11 protein-coding genes are annotated in these 18,173 nt (G+C 58.2%); 6 read left to right on the top strand and 5 right to left on the bottom strand.

From position 1 onward, the window contains the following. Window positions 1-58: 58 nt before the first annotated feature. Together CLV84_RS10825 and CLV84_RS10820 are read right to left on the bottom strand one after the other, a co-directional pair. Complete coding sequence (locus tag CLV84_RS10825; RefSeq protein ID WP_104419810.1) at window positions 59-1,660, bottom strand: T9SS type A sorting domain-containing protein; 1,602 nt, start codon at window positions 1,658-1,660, stop codon at window positions 59-61. 38 nt (window positions 1,661-1,698) lie between these two features. Beyond that, window positions 1,699-4,500: a TonB-dependent receptor domain-containing protein gene (locus CLV84_RS10820; RefSeq protein ID WP_104421165.1), complete on the bottom strand. Its 2,802-nt coding sequence runs from the start codon at window positions 4,498-4,500 to the stop codon at window positions 1,699-1,701. Between the two features lie 605 nt (window positions 4,501-5,105). Between CLV84_RS10820 and CLV84_RS10815 the strand changes: the two genes are divergently transcribed. Further along, complete coding sequence (locus CLV84_RS10815) at window positions 5,106-5,864, top strand: isoprenyl transferase (protein ID WP_104419809.1); 759 nt, start codon at window positions 5,106-5,108, stop codon at window positions 5,862-5,864. A gap of 57 nt (window positions 5,865-5,921) precedes the next feature. Then, entirely contained in the window at window positions 5,922-8,465 is a 2,544-nt protein-coding gene (gene bamA, locus CLV84_RS10810) for an outer membrane protein assembly factor BamA (RefSeq protein ID WP_245911474.1), read from the top strand. Between the two features lie 291 nt (window positions 8,466-8,756). On the opposite strand, the gene hppD is transcribed toward bamA, so the two are convergent. Then, window positions 8,757-9,884, bottom strand: coding sequence for a 4-hydroxyphenylpyruvate dioxygenase (gene hppD, locus CLV84_RS10805; RefSeq protein WP_104419807.1), 1,128 nt, complete (start codon window positions 9,882-9,884; stop codon window positions 8,757-8,759). A gap of 308 nt (window positions 9,885-10,192) precedes the next feature. Here hppD and recO point away from each other — a divergent pair, with 308 nt between their 5' ends. Genes recO through CLV84_RS10790 form a run of 3 tightly spaced genes read left to right on the top strand, consistent with a single transcriptional unit; the run spans window position 10,193 to window position 14,462 of the window. Continuing rightward, complete coding sequence (recO, locus tag CLV84_RS10800; RefSeq protein WP_104419806.1) at window positions 10,193-10,927, top strand: DNA repair protein RecO; 735 nt, start codon at window positions 10,193-10,195, stop codon at window positions 10,925-10,927. A 15-nt stretch (window positions 10,928-10,942) separates the two neighbouring features. Next, window positions 10,943-12,703 (top strand): apolipoprotein N-acyltransferase, encoded by a 1,761-nt coding sequence (gene lnt, locus CLV84_RS10795; protein ID WP_104419805.1) that lies wholly within the window; start codon window positions 10,943-10,945, stop codon window positions 12,701-12,703. A gap of 1 nt (window position 12,704) precedes the next feature. Next, on the top strand, window positions 12,705-14,462 hold the full coding sequence (locus CLV84_RS10790; protein WP_104419804.1) for a BamA/TamA family outer membrane protein: 1,758 nt from the start codon (window positions 12,705-12,707) through the stop codon (window positions 14,460-14,462). A 206-nt stretch (window positions 14,463-14,668) separates the two neighbouring features. On the opposite strand, the gene sppA is transcribed toward CLV84_RS10790, so the two are convergent. Then, window positions 14,669-16,447 (bottom strand): signal peptide peptidase SppA, encoded by a 1,779-nt coding sequence (gene sppA / locus CLV84_RS10785; protein ID WP_104419803.1) that lies wholly within the window; start codon window positions 16,445-16,447, stop codon window positions 14,669-14,671. Between the two features lie 125 nt (window positions 16,448-16,572). Between sppA and CLV84_RS10780 the strand changes: the two genes are divergently transcribed. Further along, on the top strand, window positions 16,573-17,817 hold the full coding sequence (locus CLV84_RS10780) for an S-adenosylmethionine:tRNA ribosyltransferase-isomerase (protein WP_104419802.1): 1,245 nt from the start codon (window positions 16,573-16,575) through the stop codon (window positions 17,815-17,817). On the opposite strand, the gene CLV84_RS10775 is transcribed toward CLV84_RS10780, so the two are convergent. After that, window positions 17,788-18,171 (bottom strand): hypothetical protein, encoded by a 384-nt coding sequence (locus CLV84_RS10775; protein ID WP_104419801.1) that lies wholly within the window; start codon window positions 18,169-18,171, stop codon window positions 17,788-17,790. The two genes, CLV84_RS10780 and CLV84_RS10775, sit on opposite strands and share 30 nt — an antisense overlap. Between the last annotated feature and the right edge of the window lie 2 nt (window positions 18,172-18,173).

The raw sequence follows: 18,173 nt of genomic DNA, 5'->3' as shown, positions 1-18,173 counted from the left end.
AAAGACCCCGCCGGGCGGGGCCGACGGGGTCTTTGCATTGGATGCTTTTCCGGATGGATTACCGGATGAAGAGCTTGCGGGCGGTAATGCCCTCGTCCACCCTAACGCGCACGATGTACTGACCGGTAGGCAGATTGCCGCGATCCAAGCGGTAAGAGCTCTGGTTCACCGAAGGAATATAGGCGACTTGCGTTCCTGTAATGGTATACACTACGATATCCCGAATAGGATAAGCTTCCGCCGTCTCCAATCTTACGTAGTCCATCGCCGGGTTTGGCGATAAGGTAAGGCCAACTACATTCGATTCCAGGAGTTCCTCCACGTCCGTAATGCTAGGCGCGCAATCCAAACCGAGGGCCTCACAAGCATGGGGCAGGAAGAAAGCCATAGTGGTGTCGATATAGGCATTGCTTTTTGCTTCGCTGAGATCGGGATTAGTGATCAGGCTATTCTGATGCAATTCGTCGGCGTCAAAGTCCTCATCCCGGTCCACGTTGATCGCCGCGATGGTTTGATCCAACTGCGGTTTGCTGTACCAATCCCAGGGACCAGCCTGAAGACCCGGTAAAATAAAGGGATACATGTTATCGCGACTCAGGGGAATATTTTGTCCCTGGTAATCAATCATGGTATTCTTGAGCTGCGCATTTTTAGCGCTCACGAAAGCCGCCAGGGGACCAAATACCGAAGGGTTGATGCTATCGGGATATGCTACCGTACTCATTACGTCATTTCCTCCGGCCTCATTCGCTTCCCGGACGGCTATGTTCGTACCATGAACATTGACTACGAATTCACGGGTGGTTGGTACAATTACCGGGCCATTAGCAAAGGGAGCGAAGGGATCGGATACGACGTGCAATCCAATGAGTGCGGGCTCGGTATCCTTGCCCTCAATCCAGGTCGTATCTCCGAGGGCACCGCCCATATTCACACCGAGTTGGAAATTAGACGTGTAACCGACGTGATTTGGGGTATTCAGCGGAGCTTCGACCAATCCGAGCGGGTCTCCGCTGGCGGCTTCGTCAACATAGATATTACCGGTTTCGGAGCTAATCCACTTGTCCTGCCGGAGCTCCTCGAAGCGATCCAGGTAGGCCGCCGTATGTACGTTGTATCCGCCGGTTCCCAATCCCCAAACTACCAACTTAGTGGTATCGATGCCATATGGGTTACTGTCCTCGGCCACTGTACTCTTCAACCAGCGGATAGCCGTGTGCGTATCCTGTCCGCCTCTATAGGCCGCGTTGAGCAGCGTGCCCGTGCGGGTATCCTGGTCACCGAAGGGATTCCACCCGGCACGGTAGGTAGCCGGAAAAACGACGTATCCACGGCTAGCCAGGCGGGTAGCTATTTCTACTACCGCACTATCGGTGCGGGCACCCGTCACGCCACCATTCACGTAGGGAGGCAGAAAGCTGCCAGTGTGCATCAGAACAACCGCGGGTCGGCTAGTTGCAGTATCCGCTTCGGGGATGTAGACGTCCGTCAAAAGGTCGACTGCCTGGGGGGTGCCCGTAAGGACGCTGATGTTGTTGCCGTATACGACGTCTTTAGTAACCGCTACGTCGAACATGTCGTCCACGTAGCGCATCTGCGCAGTTACGCTGAGGCCACCACAGAGTGCCAGCCCTAGCAACAGGGTAAATCTTTTTGTCATAGGAATTTCGAGTTGATGAATTGAGAAATGGGCTTTATTTAACGCTTTTGCCAATTGTAAGTAGCGGATATATAAGCAAGCCGGCCGATACGCGGTCCTCCGTATACTTGGAAAACACGATTATCCAGGAGGTTGGAAGCCCCGATCTTGATAATGGTATGAATTGGTTTGATTTCCACGTTGACTTGGGCATCCAACATGCCGTAGCTTTCGATAAAGCCGGTAAATTGGGGGGAGCCCTCAAACAGAAATCCGTCAATCCATTTATAAGTGACGTTAAAGCCAAAGTCCTCCACGGCCGCCCCCAGTTTGAGGGGAACGTTACGACCTGATACGCCAATGTTGTACTTGTGTTCCGGCGTATTGAAGGCCGGGATGATGGGATCGTCGGAAGCCGTATTCAAACGGTTGAAACTGTAATTCCCGTTGAGCACAAAGTAATTGGCAAAATACAGGTTGCTTCCAATGCTGAAACCCTGCGTGGTTACCTGGTCGGTGGCATTTGCCGATACCCGGTATGCCTGAATCCGGCTTGGCAGGTTGGTAGTTGGATCAAATGAGGCATCTGCGCCCAAATTGAAACCGATAAAGTCGTTGTAGAAGCTGTAATAGTACGTTGCGTCAACGTATAGCTTTTCAAATAGCGTCGTTCGCACGCCCGTTTCGAGTGTTCTTACGCGCTCCGGCCGAATCGGGGCCACATCGAACCGTTCCAGTAAATCCAGATTTTGGGCGTTGATTGCTTCCCGTAAACTTTCGATGGTGACCAGGTCATTGAAGCCGCCGAGATTACCAATCAGGATGGCGCGGCCAACGTTGTAGAAAAGGTATTGGTCAGCAAGCGTAGGATTCCGAATAGCACTGCTAAAACTTAGGCGGAATGTCGTCCGCTCGTTTGGCGTGTATACCGCCGAAGCGGCGGGACTGAAGAGAAGGTCAAAGTTTTCATTCTTATCGGCGCGCAAACTGGCACTCAGGCGGTACCGGCTATTTAGCGTGAAGGTTCCGCCTCCGTACGCTCCCACTTCCCAGTTGGTGATTTTTCTGCCCATGGTGTCAAGCAGGATGCTCCCTCGGCTATTGGGAGTGTAGCGTCTTCCGTTGGCTCCGACCGTTAGCGACAGTTCGTTCTGAGATGATTCCGGCAGCACGCTTTGCCACTGCTTTTCCCCGTGAGCGTGATAGAGTGCCGACTTGTCAAAGAACCTGGTGCCTCCGTCCGTAGGTAGGCGGCCCGTTATATCGTCAAAAGCTTGCTCGAATCGCTCCGACCCGGGTTCGTAAAAGTCCTGCGTATTGAAAAAGGGATCACCGGTATTGGCGAAGGCTTGAGCTTCATCGTGTCCCTCCACCAAAATTTGCTGAATCTCCTCCTGACTGAAAAATTGGTTTCGGGCCGACCGTAACCCGTCCGGATCACCGATATAATCAATGCTCCGCGGGTAGTCGTCTCGGCCGGTAAAACGGGACTGTACCGAGCCTTGCCAATAATTTATGTAGGGAGATTGCCATTGCTCAAGAGGCGCGGCTCGGTTCTGCAACCGCAAAGCAGTGAAGTACGGGTCATAGCTCTCGCCCGCATCCTCGTGGGTGACATATGCACGGATGAAAAAATCGTCGCGATTCCGGAGCTCGATCCGGTGCTGAAAGAACTGAATACCACGAAGACTGAAGCGGTTATCTCCCTGGTACACCGTAGTTCCCGTGCTATAATTGCTAGCTAATATCAGCTCGGAACTTTCAAGCGTTTTACGGGGGTTCAACCGAAAGTGGAAGGCTGCTCCCGCTTTTAAATTCTCGCTATCGTAATCCACCAAATCGATTTCCTTATAGCCCCGGCGGTGAACGATTCCGATACCGGGAATGCTACTACGCTGAAAATCCAGCGCCGAAGCGTACTCATCCCCGTACACATTGACGGCATCGTACCCCCCGGGGTTATCGGCGGATGCGGGACTATCATAAACCGCATCATAATTATCCGCCACCCAGTCATCCGCCCGGAACCCAAACAGGTTGAGCTTATAGGCGAACCAGGGTTGCCCTTCCTCATTATTGATTGCCTGCGCCCACCGCACGCCCCCCTCGATCAAATTACGCTCGGCCACCTTGATCTGGGCCGACAGCCCCTGCTGCAAAAACGGATCCTTCGTCTCGATGGCGATCACCCCGTTAAAGGCGTTCGGACCGTAGAAGGCCGAAGAGGCCCCCACCACCAGGTTCACCCGGTTCACGTCCAGTTCGGAGGCGCCGAGGAAGTTACCCAGGCTGAAGTTCAGCCCCGGACTCTGGTTATCCACCCCATCGATGATCTGCAGGGAGCGCACGGGGTTCGTGCTGTTGAAGCCCCGGGTGTTCACGATCTTGAAGCCCAGGCTGGCGGCCGTCAGGTCCACGTCCTTCAGGCTACCCAGCCCGTCGTAGAAGTTAGCGGCCGCCGTTTCCTTGATCGCGATGGCATCCAGGGTTTCCACCGTCAGCGCAGCCTGTTGTTGCTTCTCACTGATCCGACGCCCGCGCACCTCCACGACTTCCGTGGTCACCGCGTCGTCGCCGAGGCGAATGGTGAGCTCCTGGTCGGCATCCGTGACTTCCACTTCGGTAGGAGCGTAGCCCAGGTAAGAAAATTGCAGGATGGCGGGTAAGCCGGATACGGTAAGTTCCCAGTTTCCGTCCAGGTCGGTGACGGTGCCCGTAGTGGTGTTTTTTACCAACACACTGGCCCCGATCAGCGGATCGCCGTTGTTGGCATCCAGTATCGAACCTTCCAGGGTGACCTGAGCCGCCAGTCGGCCGCACAGCAATAAACAGACGGCGAGAAAACAAATGGTACGCCTCATATAGGTGGTGTAGGGCGAAAGGCTTCGCAGCAAGATCGAACTAAAAATTCCGTAATTTCTACGGATTAAGCTCACAATTTAGTGAAATTTCGCTGTCTCTCTATTTTTTAACTAATTTTCATCGGCGGATCGCAGGTGTAGCGTCAACCATCAGCCCCCTGCAAATCCCTTCCCATCTCCCCGAACCAGGCCCCCGCACCGGATAACCCCAGGACGGAAAACCCAGTCTTTTAAACAGGCTCCCACCTGCCGAAGCCAGCAACTAAAAGACTACCCGACTAAAAGACTAAAAGACTACCCGACTAAAAGACTACCCACTACCAAGATGGCGAAGCCAGCGACTAAAAGACTACCCGACTAAAAGACTACCCCCTACCCCCCTACCCCCTAAAAGACTACCCCCTACCAAGATGGCGAAGCCAGCGACTAAAAGACTACCCGACTAAAAGACTACCCCCTAACCCCCCTACCCCCTAAAAGACTACCCCCTACCAAGATGGCGAAGCCAGCAACTAAAGGACTACCCGACTAAAAGACTACCCCCTACCCCCCCTACCCCTAAAAGACTACCCGACTATTATCCGTACCTTCGCGCGTCCTTAATTATGCAGGAGCTCAAGGAACATATCGACAAGCAGCGCTTACCCCATCACGTAGGCGTGATCATGGACGGCAATGGCCGCTGGGCCCAGGGCAAAGGGAAGCCCCGGGTCTTCGGTCACCACAGCGCCGTGGAAGCCGTTCGCGCTACCGTGGAAGCCTGTGCCGAGCTCGGCGTTGGTTACCTGACTCTGTACGCCTTCAGCACCGAGAACTGGAGCCGCCCGGAAATGGAAGTTGGTGCGCTGATGCAGCTACTGGTGGATACCATCGGCAACGAAATGAAGATGATGCTCGACAATGGCATCCGGCTTGCCACCATTGGCGATACCAGCGGCCTGCCCGAAGCCACCCAGCAGGCCCTTCGCTTCGGCATCGAGCAGACCGCCAACGGACACGGCATGACGCTCATCCTGGCGCTCAACTATAGCGGTAAGTGGGACGTGGCCCGCGCCGCCCGGCAACTGGCCCTGGAGGTAAGTGCCGGCCGGCTCGATCCCGCTGCCATCGACGAAGGCGCACTGAGCAATCGCCTGAGCACCCACGCTTACCCGGACCCCGAGCTGATCATCCGCACCAGCGGGGAGCACCGGCTCAGTAACTTTTTTCTCTGGCAGGCGGCCTACGCCGAATTCTACTTCAGTCCGGTCTTCTGGCCTGAATTCCGGAAACCCGACCTGTACGCCGCAATCGTCGATTTTCAGCAAAGAGAACGACGATTCGGCCGAACCAGTGAACAACTTAAGCAGCCGACCAACCCCTGAGCGTTGGCACCCATCCTTACCCCGATGGCCGGTCCACCACCGGCAAACCGATATAGCATGAGATTTAGCCTTTTCTTTCTTTGCCTCGCTTTCGGCTGTCTGACGACGCTCACCGCCCAGACTGACTCCCTGAACCTCCCCGTCTACGACTACTCCGAACCCCAGGAGTACGAAATAGGTGGCATCAAGGTAGAAGGAGCCTACTTCGCCGAAGAGAATGCCATCATCGGCGTTACCGGCCTCAGCGTTGGTCAGGACATCCGGGTTCCCGGTCCTGACATCCCCCGCGCCATCAAAAATCTGTGGCGGCTACGGCTATTCACCAACGTATCCATCGAAGAGGAAAAAACGATCGGCGACGTTATCTTTCTTATCGTCCGCGTCGAAGAGCGCCCCCGTTTCCTTCGCCACAGTTTCACCGGTGCCAAACAGGGCCGCCACGACGACCTGAACGAAGAAGTCAATAAATACCTCGTTCGGGGAGGCATCGTTACCGAAGACGCCAAGGTGAACGCCGCCGAAGCGGTCCGCGGGTACTACGTGGAAAAAGGCTACCTCGACGCCACCGTAACCGTAGAGGAAATCGCCGATACCAGCCGGGCGAACTCCGTGCGCCTCGTCTTCGACGTCAAGCGCAACGACCGGGTCAAGATCGCCGAGATCAATATCATCGGCAACGACGCCGTCAAGGAACGGAAGCTTCAGAAGCAGATGAAGGAGACCAACGAAAAGCGAAAGCTTTTTAAAGGCTCCAAATTCCAACCCGAGCTCTACGAGGACGACAAGGACGCGATGATCGCCTACTACAATACCCTCGGCTACCGCGACGCCCGCGTACTCAACGACAGTATCTACCGCAATGATGACGGCGAACTGGTCCTGGATATCCGGATCAACGAAGGGAACCAATATTATTTCCGCAACATCACCTGGAAAGGAAACTCGATTTACGACAATGAGACCCTGGCCCAGGTGTTGGGTATCGAGCGGGGGGATGTCTACAACGAGGAAGAATTACAGACGCGCCTGAGTTTCAGTCAGGACAATGCCGACGTGTCTTCCCTTTACATGGACAACGGCTATCTCTTCTTCAATGTAGACCCCATTGAAGTAGCCATCGAAGGCGATTCCATCGACCTGGAAATGCGCATTTTCGAGGGCCCGCAAGCGACCATCGATAAAGTGGTCATCAACGGCAACGACCGCACCCACGAGCACGTCATCCGCCGGGAACTCTTTACCCGCCCCGGCCAGAAGTTCAGTCGCTCCGATATCATCCGCTCCCAGCGCCAGATCATCGGCCTCGGTTACTTCAACCAGGAAACCCTCGGCATCGAAACCCCGGTCAACCCCGACCGCGGGACGGTGGACATCATCTACACCGTTGAGGAGAAGCCCAGCGACCAGCTGGAACTCAGCGCGGGCTGGGGCGGTCAGCGTGGCGTGATCGGCACCCTCGGCGTGACCTTCAACAACTTCAGCCTCCGCAACCTCTTCAACAGGGAAGCCTGGCATCCCCTGCCGCAGGGTGACGGTCAGCGGCTGAGCCTCCGTGCCCAGACGAACGGTAAGTTCTACCAAAGCTACAATGCCAGCCTCACCGAGCCCTGGCTGGGTGGCAAGCGACCGACATCGCTGTCCGTATCCGCCTTTTACAATAAGTACGACTTCGGCACCGAGGCGGTCCCCCGCAAGCTGATCATTCAGCAAGCCGCCGTCAGCCTGGGTACCCGCCTGCGCTGGCCCGACGACAACTTCGTCTTCCGCACCGGTATCAACCTGCAGACGCTGGCCCTCAACAACTGGACGGAACTCTTCGTGACCGACCAGAACGAAACGGTAACTACCGGCAACTACAACAACTTTAGCCTTCAGTTCTCGCTGTCGCGCAATACGGCCACCGATCCCATCTATCCGAAGCAGGGCTCCAACATCGAACTCTCGCTGCAGGCTACTCCGCCCTACCGGAAATTAGGCATTCGTGACGATCCCAATCTGTTGGAAGACGTGGAAGACCGCTTCCGCTTTGTGGAATACCACAAGTGGCGACTCAATGCCGAATGGTACACCCCCATCTCGCGGGACCAAAAGCTCGTACTGAAAACACAGGCAAAAATCGGCTATCTCGGTAGCTACGACGATGCCGTCGGCGTTAGCCCTTTCGAACGCTTCCAGCTCGGTGGCGACGGGGTAAACAACCAGCAGTTTGCCTTCGCCGGCGTCGATATCGTCAGTCTCCGTGGCTACGAAATCGAAGACTTGCCCAACAACTTCATCACGACGCAAAGTGGCGGCGTTCGCAAGATTGCCACGCCCATCTTTAGCAAGTACACCGTAGAACTCCGCTACCCGCTGAGCCTCAACCCCTCCAGCACCATCTTCGTGCTTGCCTTCGCCCAGGGTGGTAACGCCTGGCGTACGGCCCGTGACTTCAACCCCTTTGACCTGAAACGGAGCGTGGGTGTTGGCGCCCGGGTGTTCCTTCCCATGTTCGGTACGCTCGGCTTCGACTGGGGCTATGGCTTCGATAAGGATCCGAACCTCTCGGAGAACGGGAACCTGAGTACGTTCAACATCGTGCTTGGCTTCGAACCGGAGTAGGTAGTACGGTAGAGTGGTAGTCGCTTGCTTCGTAAGCGGAGTGGTACGGTAGAGGGCTATTCGGCTGCGACTAATGGTATCCTGCAGCGTTTGTCTCGTCTACTACCGTATTACCCCGGATGCCGAAGGCAACCGACTACCTACTACCGTACTAGCGACCGCAGGGAGCCACTACCCCGGATGGCGAAGCCAGCCGACTAAGGAACTACCTTACTAACAGCGACCGCAGGGAGCTCTACCGTACTATTCCGGATGGCGAAGCCAGCCGACTGACTAAGTACTACCGTACTACTAAAGCGTTCCCCGCAGCTCCTGCTCCCGCTCAATAGCTTCAAACAGCGCCTTAAAGTTTCCTTTACCGAAGCTGGTAGCTCCTTTCCGCTGGATGATCTCGTAAAAGACCGTCGGGCGACTGCCGATGGGGCGGGTGAAGATCTGGAGCAAATAGCCCTCGTCGTCCCGGTCGACCAGGATGCCAAGCTCCCGTAGCGGCTCGATCGATTCGTCGATCTCCCCTACCCGATCCAGTAGGGTGTCGTAGTAGGTGTCCGGCACGCGCAAGAACTCTACACCGCGGTTCCGAAGTTGGGTGACGGTATCGACGACGTTATCCGTAGCCACTGCGATGTGCTGGATGCCGGGCCCTCCGTGAAATTCCAGGTATTCTTCAATCTGCGATTTCTTCAGTCCCGGCGCCGGCTCGTTGATTGGGAATTTGATGCGGCCGTTACCGTTCGACATCACCTTGCTCATGAGGGCGGTATACTTGGTGCTGATGTCCTTGTCGTCAAAGCTGATGAGCTGCTTGAAGCCGAGCACGTCGGCGTACCAGTCCACCCACTTATTCATTTGCCCTTCGTCAACGTTGGCGACCATGTGGTCCACGTACTTGAGGCCTACGGGTCCGGGGCGGTATTCCGGTTCCCAGGCAACAAACCCGGGCAGGAAGACCCCCTCGTAGGCGGACCGCTCAACGAAGACATGGACCGTGTCCCCGTAGCTCTTGACGGCGGAACGTACCACGTGACCTTTGTCGTCCTGCTCCTGAAGAGGTTCGAAGTAAGATTCCGCTCCCCGCTCAATGGCGGTCGTGTACGCCGCGCGCGCATCATCCACCCAGAGCGCCACGGTGCGGACCGTATCCCCGTGGCGATCGATCAATTCGCCGATGTCGGTACCGGGCTTTAGGGGCGTGGTAAGCACCAGTCGGATCTTGTCCTGCACCAGGACGTAAGATTCCCGGTCCTTGATACCGGTGCTCAGTCCGGAATACGCCAGCGGCTGAAAGCCCATCGCGGTCTGGTAGAAATGGGCCGATTGCCGGGCGTTGCCGACGAGCATTTCGAAGTAGTCCGTCCCGTTCATCGGAAAGGCATCGGTGGAAACTTGGGGCGAGGTATGCGGGGCGGTCTGGGTCATGATCGAATATTTTATTGCTTTGACAACTATTGCTAACGCAAATCTAGTCCGGGTGGTTGTAGTGGTCAAGTGGCCTGGTGTTAAGATAGGGGGTTTAGGGCCTTTGGATTTCGGACCCCGCTGTGTGGGTACCCCCGCGCGATCTGCGGTTCATTTTCCAGCGTGCAGCGAGCAGCCCTATCCAGCGAATACCATCCGCGTTGCATTCCACCCCCTACCCGTCGGCAGATTAGCTCCGCCGGGCGGATGACTGATGCCCACCCGCCCTTCGTACCTTGTACTTTGTCCTTCAAACATCGTACGTAAAAATGCTCCTAAAAACCCGCGGCATTATCTTCCGCTCCGTCAAATACGGGGAGTCGTCCCTCATCCTGGAGGTATACACCGAGGAGCGGGGTATCCGGAAGTACATCGTCAGCGGAGTTCGTAAAGCCCGCAGCAGCACGCCGGCCAGTAAGCTGCAACTCATGAACCTGGTCGAGCTCATCGCCTACGAGCGACCGGGCAAGGACATGACCCGCATCAAGGAGGTCCGCCCTTCCCTCATCTATACCCGTATTCCCTTCGAGGTGGAGCGCGGCACCATCGGCCTGTTCATGCTGGAAGTAGCGCGCAACAGCATCCGGGAGTCAGAAGAGAACCCCGCGCTGTTTCAATTCCTCCACGAAGCTTTTGCTTTCCTCGATACCACCACCGGCCCCACGGTCAATATACACCTGCACTTCCTCCTCGAACTGACCGCCCACCTGGGTTTTCTCCCCTCCGGCAACTTTTCCGTCGCCAGCCCGATCTTCGACCTGAAAGAAGGCCAGTTCATCGGCAGTTTTCCCGGCCACACCGAGTATCTGGACGAAAAGCGCAGCGCTCTTATGTACCGGCTGCTCCACGCCGAGCGCCACGAACTGAAGGATATCGCCACCACCCGCGACGAACGGAGCGGACTCCTCACCGACCTGCTGCGCTATTACCACTACCATATCGAAGGAATGCGGGAGATCAATTCCCTGCCCATCCTCCGTCAGGTCATGGCCGGTAAGCAATGATCTATCTTTGCCGCTATGCGATCCCGCACCCCTTACGCCATCGCTAGTTTGCTCGTTGCCGCCTTGCTGGCTTACCGGATGTATGCCCTGACCGTGCAGGAGGAGTTGTGGGGCTACCTGCCACTCTTTTTGTATCTGGCCATCTGGGCGGGCGTAAGCCTCTTGGCTACCCGCCGCGCCACCGCCGAAGCGAACCGCCGATTCCTCCTGTCGACGGCCACCGGCGTGCTGCTCGGCATCGGCTTTCCCGGCTACCTGCCCGTTCCGTTGTTGCTACTCGTGGCCTGGGTCCCCCTCTTACTGATTCAACGAGAGACTACCCGCATACCCACCGTCTTCTGGCACGGCCTCAACGCCTTCCTCCTTTACAATATCCTGGCCACCTTTTGGGTCACCAATACCGCCTTCTTCGCGGGCGTCTTCGCCGTTGTGGCCAACAGCTTGCTGATGTGCATTCCCTGGCTGCTGTTTCACTGGACGAGCCGGATGTCGCCCCGCGTCAGCTACCTGGCCCTGATTGCCTTCTGGCTGTCGTTCGAGCACTTCCACTACAACTGGTCGCTCAACTGGCCCTGGCTCACCCTCGGCAATGGTTTCGCCGAGTTCCCCTCGCTGGTACAGTGGTACGAGGTCACCGGCGTACTCGGCGGCAGTGCCTGGGTTCTGGCGGTCAACTGGTTGGCCCTGCGGGTTTACCTGGCTCCCCGACCGCGCAGGTTTCCCATTTACCTCACCCTGGCGGTCATCCTTCCCCCGGGCATCTCCCTGGTTCGCTATTTTACCTATACGCCGCCGCCGGGGGAAACGATCCGGGTCAGTGCCATCCAGCCCAATTTCGAGCCCCACTACGAGAAGTTTACTCTCGCCGGGGAAAGCCAGTTGGATGTTTTCCTGCGATTGAGCCAGGCCGCCCTCACGGCATCGGACGGGCCGGTAGACTACCTCGTTTTTCCGGAGACCAGTTTCTCGGACGTAGATGAATCGGTTCCCCTTCGTTCTCCCGCGCTCGCCGCCCTACAAAACGAATTGCCCGCCGGAAAGCTCCGCTACCTGATTACCGGGTATGCCGGCTACTACCGTTTCCTCGCCGATGAGCCCTACTCCGAGGCCGTCCGCTTCTACCCCGCCCGCGACGGGGGCGAAATCGCCGTGGAGCGGCTCAATGGCGCCCTCCAGCTTGACCTCCGCACGGGAGATTTTCAGACTTACCGCAAGGGCGTTTTCGTACCGGGCGCGGAAAGCTTCCCCTTCCGGAAAGTGCTTTTTTTCCTCGAGCCGCTCGTCAACAGCCTCGGTGGCAGCGTGGCAGGCTACGGTACCCAGTCCGATCGCACTCCCCTCACCGGGGAACAGGCCGCGATTGCCCCGGTCATCTGCTACGAGAGCGTCTTCGGCGAGTATTTCACCGGCTACGTACGGGAAGGTGCCCAGGCGGCCTTCGTGATGACCAACGACGGCTGGTGGGATAACACCGCCGGCCACCGCCAACACCTCTGGATTGCCAGTTTGCGGGCCATCGAGACGCGCCGCCCGATCATGCGCTCGGCCAATATGGGCGCCTGCGCCTTCATCGACCAGCGCGGTCACATCGACGGCAGGACCTACTACGACGAACGCGGCTACCTTAACGGCACGCTGCGGCTCAACGACGCCATCACTCCCTACGTCCGCTTCGGTGACCTGACCGCCCGCGTCGCTATGCTACTGGCCGTCATGGCGGTGCTTTCAAACCTCTCCCGTACGCTAAGGCGCCGCGCGGGGGCGTTGCAGGATTGATATGCGCCTCCCCCTGTTCACGCTGGCCCTTCTGTTCTCTTTTTGCGCCGGAGCGCAGGAGCAGGGCGCCTGGCAGCTGGAAATCCTCGCCACCGACTTCGATCAACGCAACCGGCAACCCGACACGTTTCAGGATAGCCTGGCCGTACTCGAATACTTGGAAACGTGGCAACTCGACAGCCGGGAAGCCGCCTACTGGGAAGCATCCGTGGACAGCCTCTACATCAGTGATACAAGGCAACTCACCGCCGTGCTGCACCGGGGGCCCCGCTACGGCTGGGGCCAGCTTACGCTACCCGCGAATGAGGATGTCCGCGGCTGGGCGCGTCGCGCGGGATTCCGGGAACGGCGCTTCGGCGGGGGGCGTCGCTTATCTCCGGAGGCCTGGTCGGCGGTGCGCGACAGCCTGATCTCCCGGGCCGGCGCGGACGGCTATCCCTTCACCTCCGTTGCGCTGACCGACATCGAATGGAGCGCGGAGGGCGCGCTGTCGGGTACGGTGGATGTACGAACCGGTCCGCTGATCCGCATCGGTGACGTCCGGGTGCCGGAAGAGGTCAAGGTGCGGAAAGTATTTTTGGAGCGGTACCTGGGCTTGGTACCGGGGGAGCCCTATAGCCAGCGCCGGATCCGCCGGTTGCGGGAACGGCTCGCCCAGCTGCCCTACGTCACGGTGGAAGGCGAACCTACTATCAGTTTCCGCGACAGCCTGGCCTACATCGACCTGCCCCTGCGCCGGCGGGCGGCTAGTCGGTTCGATTTCGTAATCGGGGTGCTGCCGAATAGCAACCAAACCGATAAACTGCTCATCACCGGCGAGCTGAACGGGGAGCTGTACAACGGCTTCGGGCAGGGGGAGCGCATCGCCGCCCGCTTCGAGCAGCTTAAACCCCAAACCCAGGAACTCCAGGTGGGCCTGGAATACCCCTTCCTCTTCGGATTGCCGTTCGGCTTCGAGGGGGAGCTGGAACTCTACCGCCGCGACACCTCCTTCCTTAACCTCAATTGGCATCTGGCGGCTACCTACCTCCGCGAGGGCAACGACCGACTCTCCGCCTTCTGGGAGCAGCGGCGGACCATCGTGCCGGGCATCGACAGTGCCCGCTTGGTCAATGGCGTGCTACCGGACACCCTCGGGGTCAACCGCTCCTTCTTCGGATTGCAACTGCGGCGTACCCGGACGGACCGGCGCTTCAGTCCGCGACGGGGTTACGCGATCGACATCAGTGGCGCCGCGGGTTTCCGACGGCTCCGCAACCTTGACTTCGGCGGGGACGTGGCCGATAGCCAGACCCAACGTAGCACCCAGTTCCAGATCGATGCCGCCCTGGATTTCTACTTCGACCCCCTGGCGGGTACGGTGGTCTATCTGGGTTTTCGGAGCCAGGCCCTGATTGCTTCCCAGTCGGTATTGTCCAACGAGCAGTTCAGGATCGGCGGGGCACGCTTACTACGGGGTTTCGAGGAGCAGGAACTCTTCGCTACCGACTACCAATTGCTGACCGCGGAGTTTCGTCTGCTACTCGGGGAACGCGCCTTTCTCTACACCTTCCTCGACGCCGCCCGCCGAAACTACCGGACGGTGAAGCAGCCCGATGCACCCGTCGATTATCCGATCGGCTTCGGAGCCGGGGTGAATTTCGATACGCGGGCGGGGATTTTTGCACTTAGTCTGGGACTAGGCCACCGGGATAGCGATGGCAATCGCCTGGATCTGGGAGCGCCTAAGGTGCATTTGGGGTACGTTAGTGTGTTTTGACGCTGGTTTCGTCCACTCCGCTGGGGGTCGTTACTGATTAGTGTAGCCCGTAATCCGTATTGAGCTCGACTACAAGCCAGAAACCGGGTACTTCCTGGTCCGCCGAGCGCTAGCTCGCCTGCCCAGGAAGCCAAACTTGATATCATGGTAAGGTTCTAATCCGCTTCGGCATACAAACTCCGCTACACTCCGTTCGGCGGACGAAGCTAAAAGGTAACCACCAGCGGCAACCGGGCCTGGGGCTCCTGCATTTGGGTCATGTCCTTGAGCAGGCGGAAATATTCGTAGTTCTTGGCGCCGAGCTGGGCCTTGACCATTTTCGATACCACCTGATTCTCATCCGACTCGCCCATAAGTTCGTCCAGGAAGGCTTCCCAGGCGGGCTTGGTGCGGGGGTAATGGGCTACATCGAAATCATCTTCGATGTTGGCCAGGCGGGCGGCGGCGGCGATGGCATCTTGGAGGTTACCGAAGTCGTCGATCAGACCGATCTCCCGGGCCCGGATGCCGGAGTAGACCCTTCCCCCGGCCAGTTGACGGACCTGCTCGATCGGTAGGTTACGGCCGTCGGCCACCCGCTGCAGGAAGGTCTCGTAGATGGCTTGGGTACGCTGGTTCAATAACTGCTTTTCCTCCTCGCCCAAGTCCTGGAAGGGACTGAAGGCATTGGCGTTGCGGGCGGTATTGACGGTGTCGAAGTTGATGCCGATCTTGTCTTCCATCAATTCCTTCACGATCGGGAAAGTGAGAAAAACGCCAATCGACCCGGTGATGGACGTAGGCTCCGCGAAAATGCTGTCGGCCGCGGCGGCGATGTAATACCCTCCACTGGCCGCGTAGTCGCCCATACTCACCACCACCGGTTTGCCGGCCGCTTTGAGCTGTTCGAGGGCGTACCAGATATTCTCGGAGCTGCTGGCGCTACCACCCCCGCTATTGACGCGCAGCACCACCGCCTTCACATCGTCGTCTTCGGCCAGTTTTTCGATTTCGTTGACGTACTTTTTGTCCCCGATGCTGCCCAGCTCGCCGGCGCCATCGACGATGCTGCCTTCGGCGACGAGCACCGCTACCTCAGCTTCGCCACCGTCGAGTTTCTCGAGGCGGGCGCTGAAGTACTTGTCCAGACTGATCGTCTCCAGGTTTTCGTCGTATTCGAAGCCGACCTTATCGTGCAAGAGTTCGTCGATCTCGGTCCGGTGGCGGATGCCGTCGATCAGGCCGGCGGCGACGGCCTGCTCGTCCTTCCAACCCGTCATCTCGTTGGCCGCCCGGTAGAGCGCCGCGGGATCGACACGGCGGCTCTCGCTGATGTCTGCGAGCATGACCGAGAAAAGATCCTGCAAAAACTCCTTCGTCTGCTCCCGGTTCTCGGGGCTGATGCTGGTACGGCGTAGGGGCTCCGTGGCGCTTTTGTAGTCGCCGGCGTAAAAGATCTCGAAGCGGATGCCGGCCTGGTCGAGGGCGTTCTTCAGGAACGGAATTTGGGTTCCCAGACCGCGAAAATCCACCACGCCGAGGGGGCCGAGGTATACTTCGTCGGCCACGCTGGCGAGGTAGTACGCACTTTGGGTATAGAAGGGAGAATAGGCGACTACGAATTTGCCGGATTCCTTGAACTTCACGATGGCTTCCCGTAGGCTGCGCAGCGTGGTAAAGGAGACGCCGGCGGGCTCGTTACCCAGGTAGATCCCTTTGATGTCGTCGTCTTCGCTCGCCTCCTCGATGGCCCGGAGTACATCGTGGAGCCCGAGGGGTTCCTCGCCCCGGAGGGAGGCAAAGGGGTCGGCGTCGGCCAGGTTGCCGGTGAGCTCCGGGAGGCCGTCGAGCTGAATCGTCAGAATCGAGTTGGCGCTTACGGTCGGTTGCTCCTCAACGGAAGAGGCGAGCCCCGTGACCACCGCCGAGCCAATGAGTACCAGAACGACCAGGGCAACTAGCGTACCTAAACAGGAACCGAGTAAAATTTTCAGGAAATTGGACATACCAGACGTTTACGTGCTAAAAGCGAAAGTTCCGAAAGAACGGAACCGACTATCCGGAGGTTAGCCGTTTTTCGATGAACGGGGTAAGAAAATAGACTTATACCACCTTCCGTACCTTTGCCACCATGATGATGGACCCCCGGGAGCTGCGAATCGATGATTTCGATTACTCCCTGCCCGACGACCGAATCGCCCGCTATCCGCTCCCGGACCGGGCGGCCGCAAAGTTACTGCACTACCGCGAAGGCACGGTCACCGACCGCCACTTTCGCGAGCTGCCTGATCTGTTGCCCGCCGGCACCCTGTTGGTCGGAAATAGCACGCGGGTCATCCACGCGCGGCTTTATTTCCCCCTGCCCACCGGTCGGACCGTGGAAATCTTCTGCCTCGAACCGCTGCGCCCCGTAGATTATGCACTTTCGCTGTCAGCTACCCAAGGTGCCGTCGAGTGGAAGTGCCTTATCGGCGGCAACCGACGCTGGAAGAGCGGAAGCATTTCCCTGCCGGTACACCAGGCCGATGACACCTTCACCCTTGTCGCCGAGCGGCTGGAACGTACCGACGACACCTTCACGGTTCGCTTTACTTGGTCGGGCCCCCGGGAACTCAGCTTTGGCGAGCTGCTGGAAGCGGCGGGCACCATACCCCTACCCCCTTACCTGGGCCGCGCCGCGGAGGGAGAGGATCACCACCGCTACCAAACGGTTTTCGCCGAACGGGAGGGTTCGGTGGCGGCCCCCACGGCCGGACTTCACTTTACCCCGCAGGTCATGGAGGGGTTGGTGGATCGCGAGGTGGATTTTCGGACACTCACCCTACACGTAGGTGCCGGCACCTTTAAACCCGTCTCGGCCCCCAACCTGGGCGGCCACGTGATGCACCGGGAGTACTTCAGCGTATCCATCGAGCTCCTTCACCGCCTGGAAGCACAGCTGCGCGCCGGGCGACCAATCGTCAGCATCGGCACCACCAGCATGCGCTGCCTGGAGAGCTTATTTTATCTGGGAGCCCGTGGTATGACGGAGGGCAACTGGGAGAACGAATTGGGTCAGTGGGTGGCAACGGAAGCCAGCGTTTCCCGAACGGACGCGGCACCCGCGCTCGCCGCCCTGATCCATCATTTGGAAATGACGAACAGCGAGAGCTTCACCGGTTACACCCAGTTGATGCTGACCCCGGCGGCCCGGCCCCGGATCGTAGACGGGCTGATCACGAACTTTCATCAGCCGCGCTCCACCCTGTTACTCCTGGTGGCCGCCATGGTGGGCGATGCCTGGAAGGACATCTACCAACACGCCCGGGAGACGGATTACCGCTTCCTCAGCTACGGTGACAGCAGCTTACTGTGGCGGCGGAGCGCTGGTGCGTAGCAAGGTGACCAACCGCTGGACCGTATCGGCGCTCATCCGGATAATCAGCGAATCGACCGTCAGTTTTTCGATGGCGACCACCCGTTCCGGGTTAGTGGGCTGCGTGGTATCCTGGGCGAAGAGATACCCCGCTTCCGTCCGGTACGTACCAGCTTCACTGTAGCGCAGGGTAGAGGTAAACTCGTAGCGGTCATCGGCGCGAAAATCGAAGGTGATCTCCCGCGGATCCAGTTTGAGGCTATCGCCGTCCTCGGTGACTAACGCCCCCTGCCACTCCCCCACCAGGAGGTCGGTTTCCTGCTCACAGTGTAACAGGAGTAAAGCGAAAAAACAAAGAAGCGAAAGTCGGACCAAGG

The sequence above is a fragment of the Neolewinella xylanilytica genome (genome assembly GCF_002934605.1).
GTDB lineage: Bacteria > Bacteroidota > Bacteroidia > Chitinophagales > Saprospiraceae > Neolewinella > Neolewinella xylanilytica.
The sequence above is the reverse complement of the archived record's forward strand: the minus strand, read 5'-3'. Positions and strand labels throughout refer to the sequence as shown.

What these genes read in the sequence shown, in the direction of transcription:
- CLV84_RS10825 (WP_104419810.1), bottom strand. Translation starts at nt 1,660, where the DNA reads ATGACAAAAAGATTTACCCTGTTGCTAGGGCTGGCACTCTGTGGTGGC.
- CLV84_RS10820 (WP_104421165.1), bottom strand. Translation starts at nt 4,500, where the DNA reads ATGAGGCGTACCATTTGTTTTCTCGCCGTCTGTTTATTGCTGTGCGGC.
- CLV84_RS10815 (WP_104419809.1), top strand. Translation starts at nt 5,106, where the DNA reads ATGCAGGAGCTCAAGGAACATATCGACAAGCAGCGCTTACCCCATCAC.
- bamA (WP_245911474.1), top strand. Translation starts at nt 5,922, where the DNA reads ATGAGATTTAGCCTTTTCTTTCTTTGCCTCGCTTTCGGCTGTCTGACG.
- hppD (WP_104419807.1), bottom strand. Translation starts at nt 9,884, where the DNA reads ATGACCCAGACCGCCCCGCATACCTCGCCCCAAGTTTCCACCGATGCC.
- recO (WP_104419806.1), top strand. Translation starts at nt 10,193, where the DNA reads ATGCTCCTAAAAACCCGCGGCATTATCTTCCGCTCCGTCAAATACGGG.
- lnt (WP_104419805.1), top strand. Translation starts at nt 10,943, where the DNA reads ATGCGATCCCGCACCCCTTACGCCATCGCTAGTTTGCTCGTTGCCGCC.
- CLV84_RS10790 (WP_104419804.1), top strand. Translation starts at nt 12,705, where the DNA reads ATGCGCCTCCCCCTGTTCACGCTGGCCCTTCTGTTCTCTTTTTGCGCC.
- sppA (WP_104419803.1), bottom strand. Translation starts at nt 16,447, where the DNA reads ATGTCCAATTTCCTGAAAATTTTACTCGGTTCCTGTTTAGGTACGCTA.
- CLV84_RS10780 (WP_104419802.1), top strand. Translation starts at nt 16,573, where the DNA reads ATGATGATGGACCCCCGGGAGCTGCGAATCGATGATTTCGATTACTCC.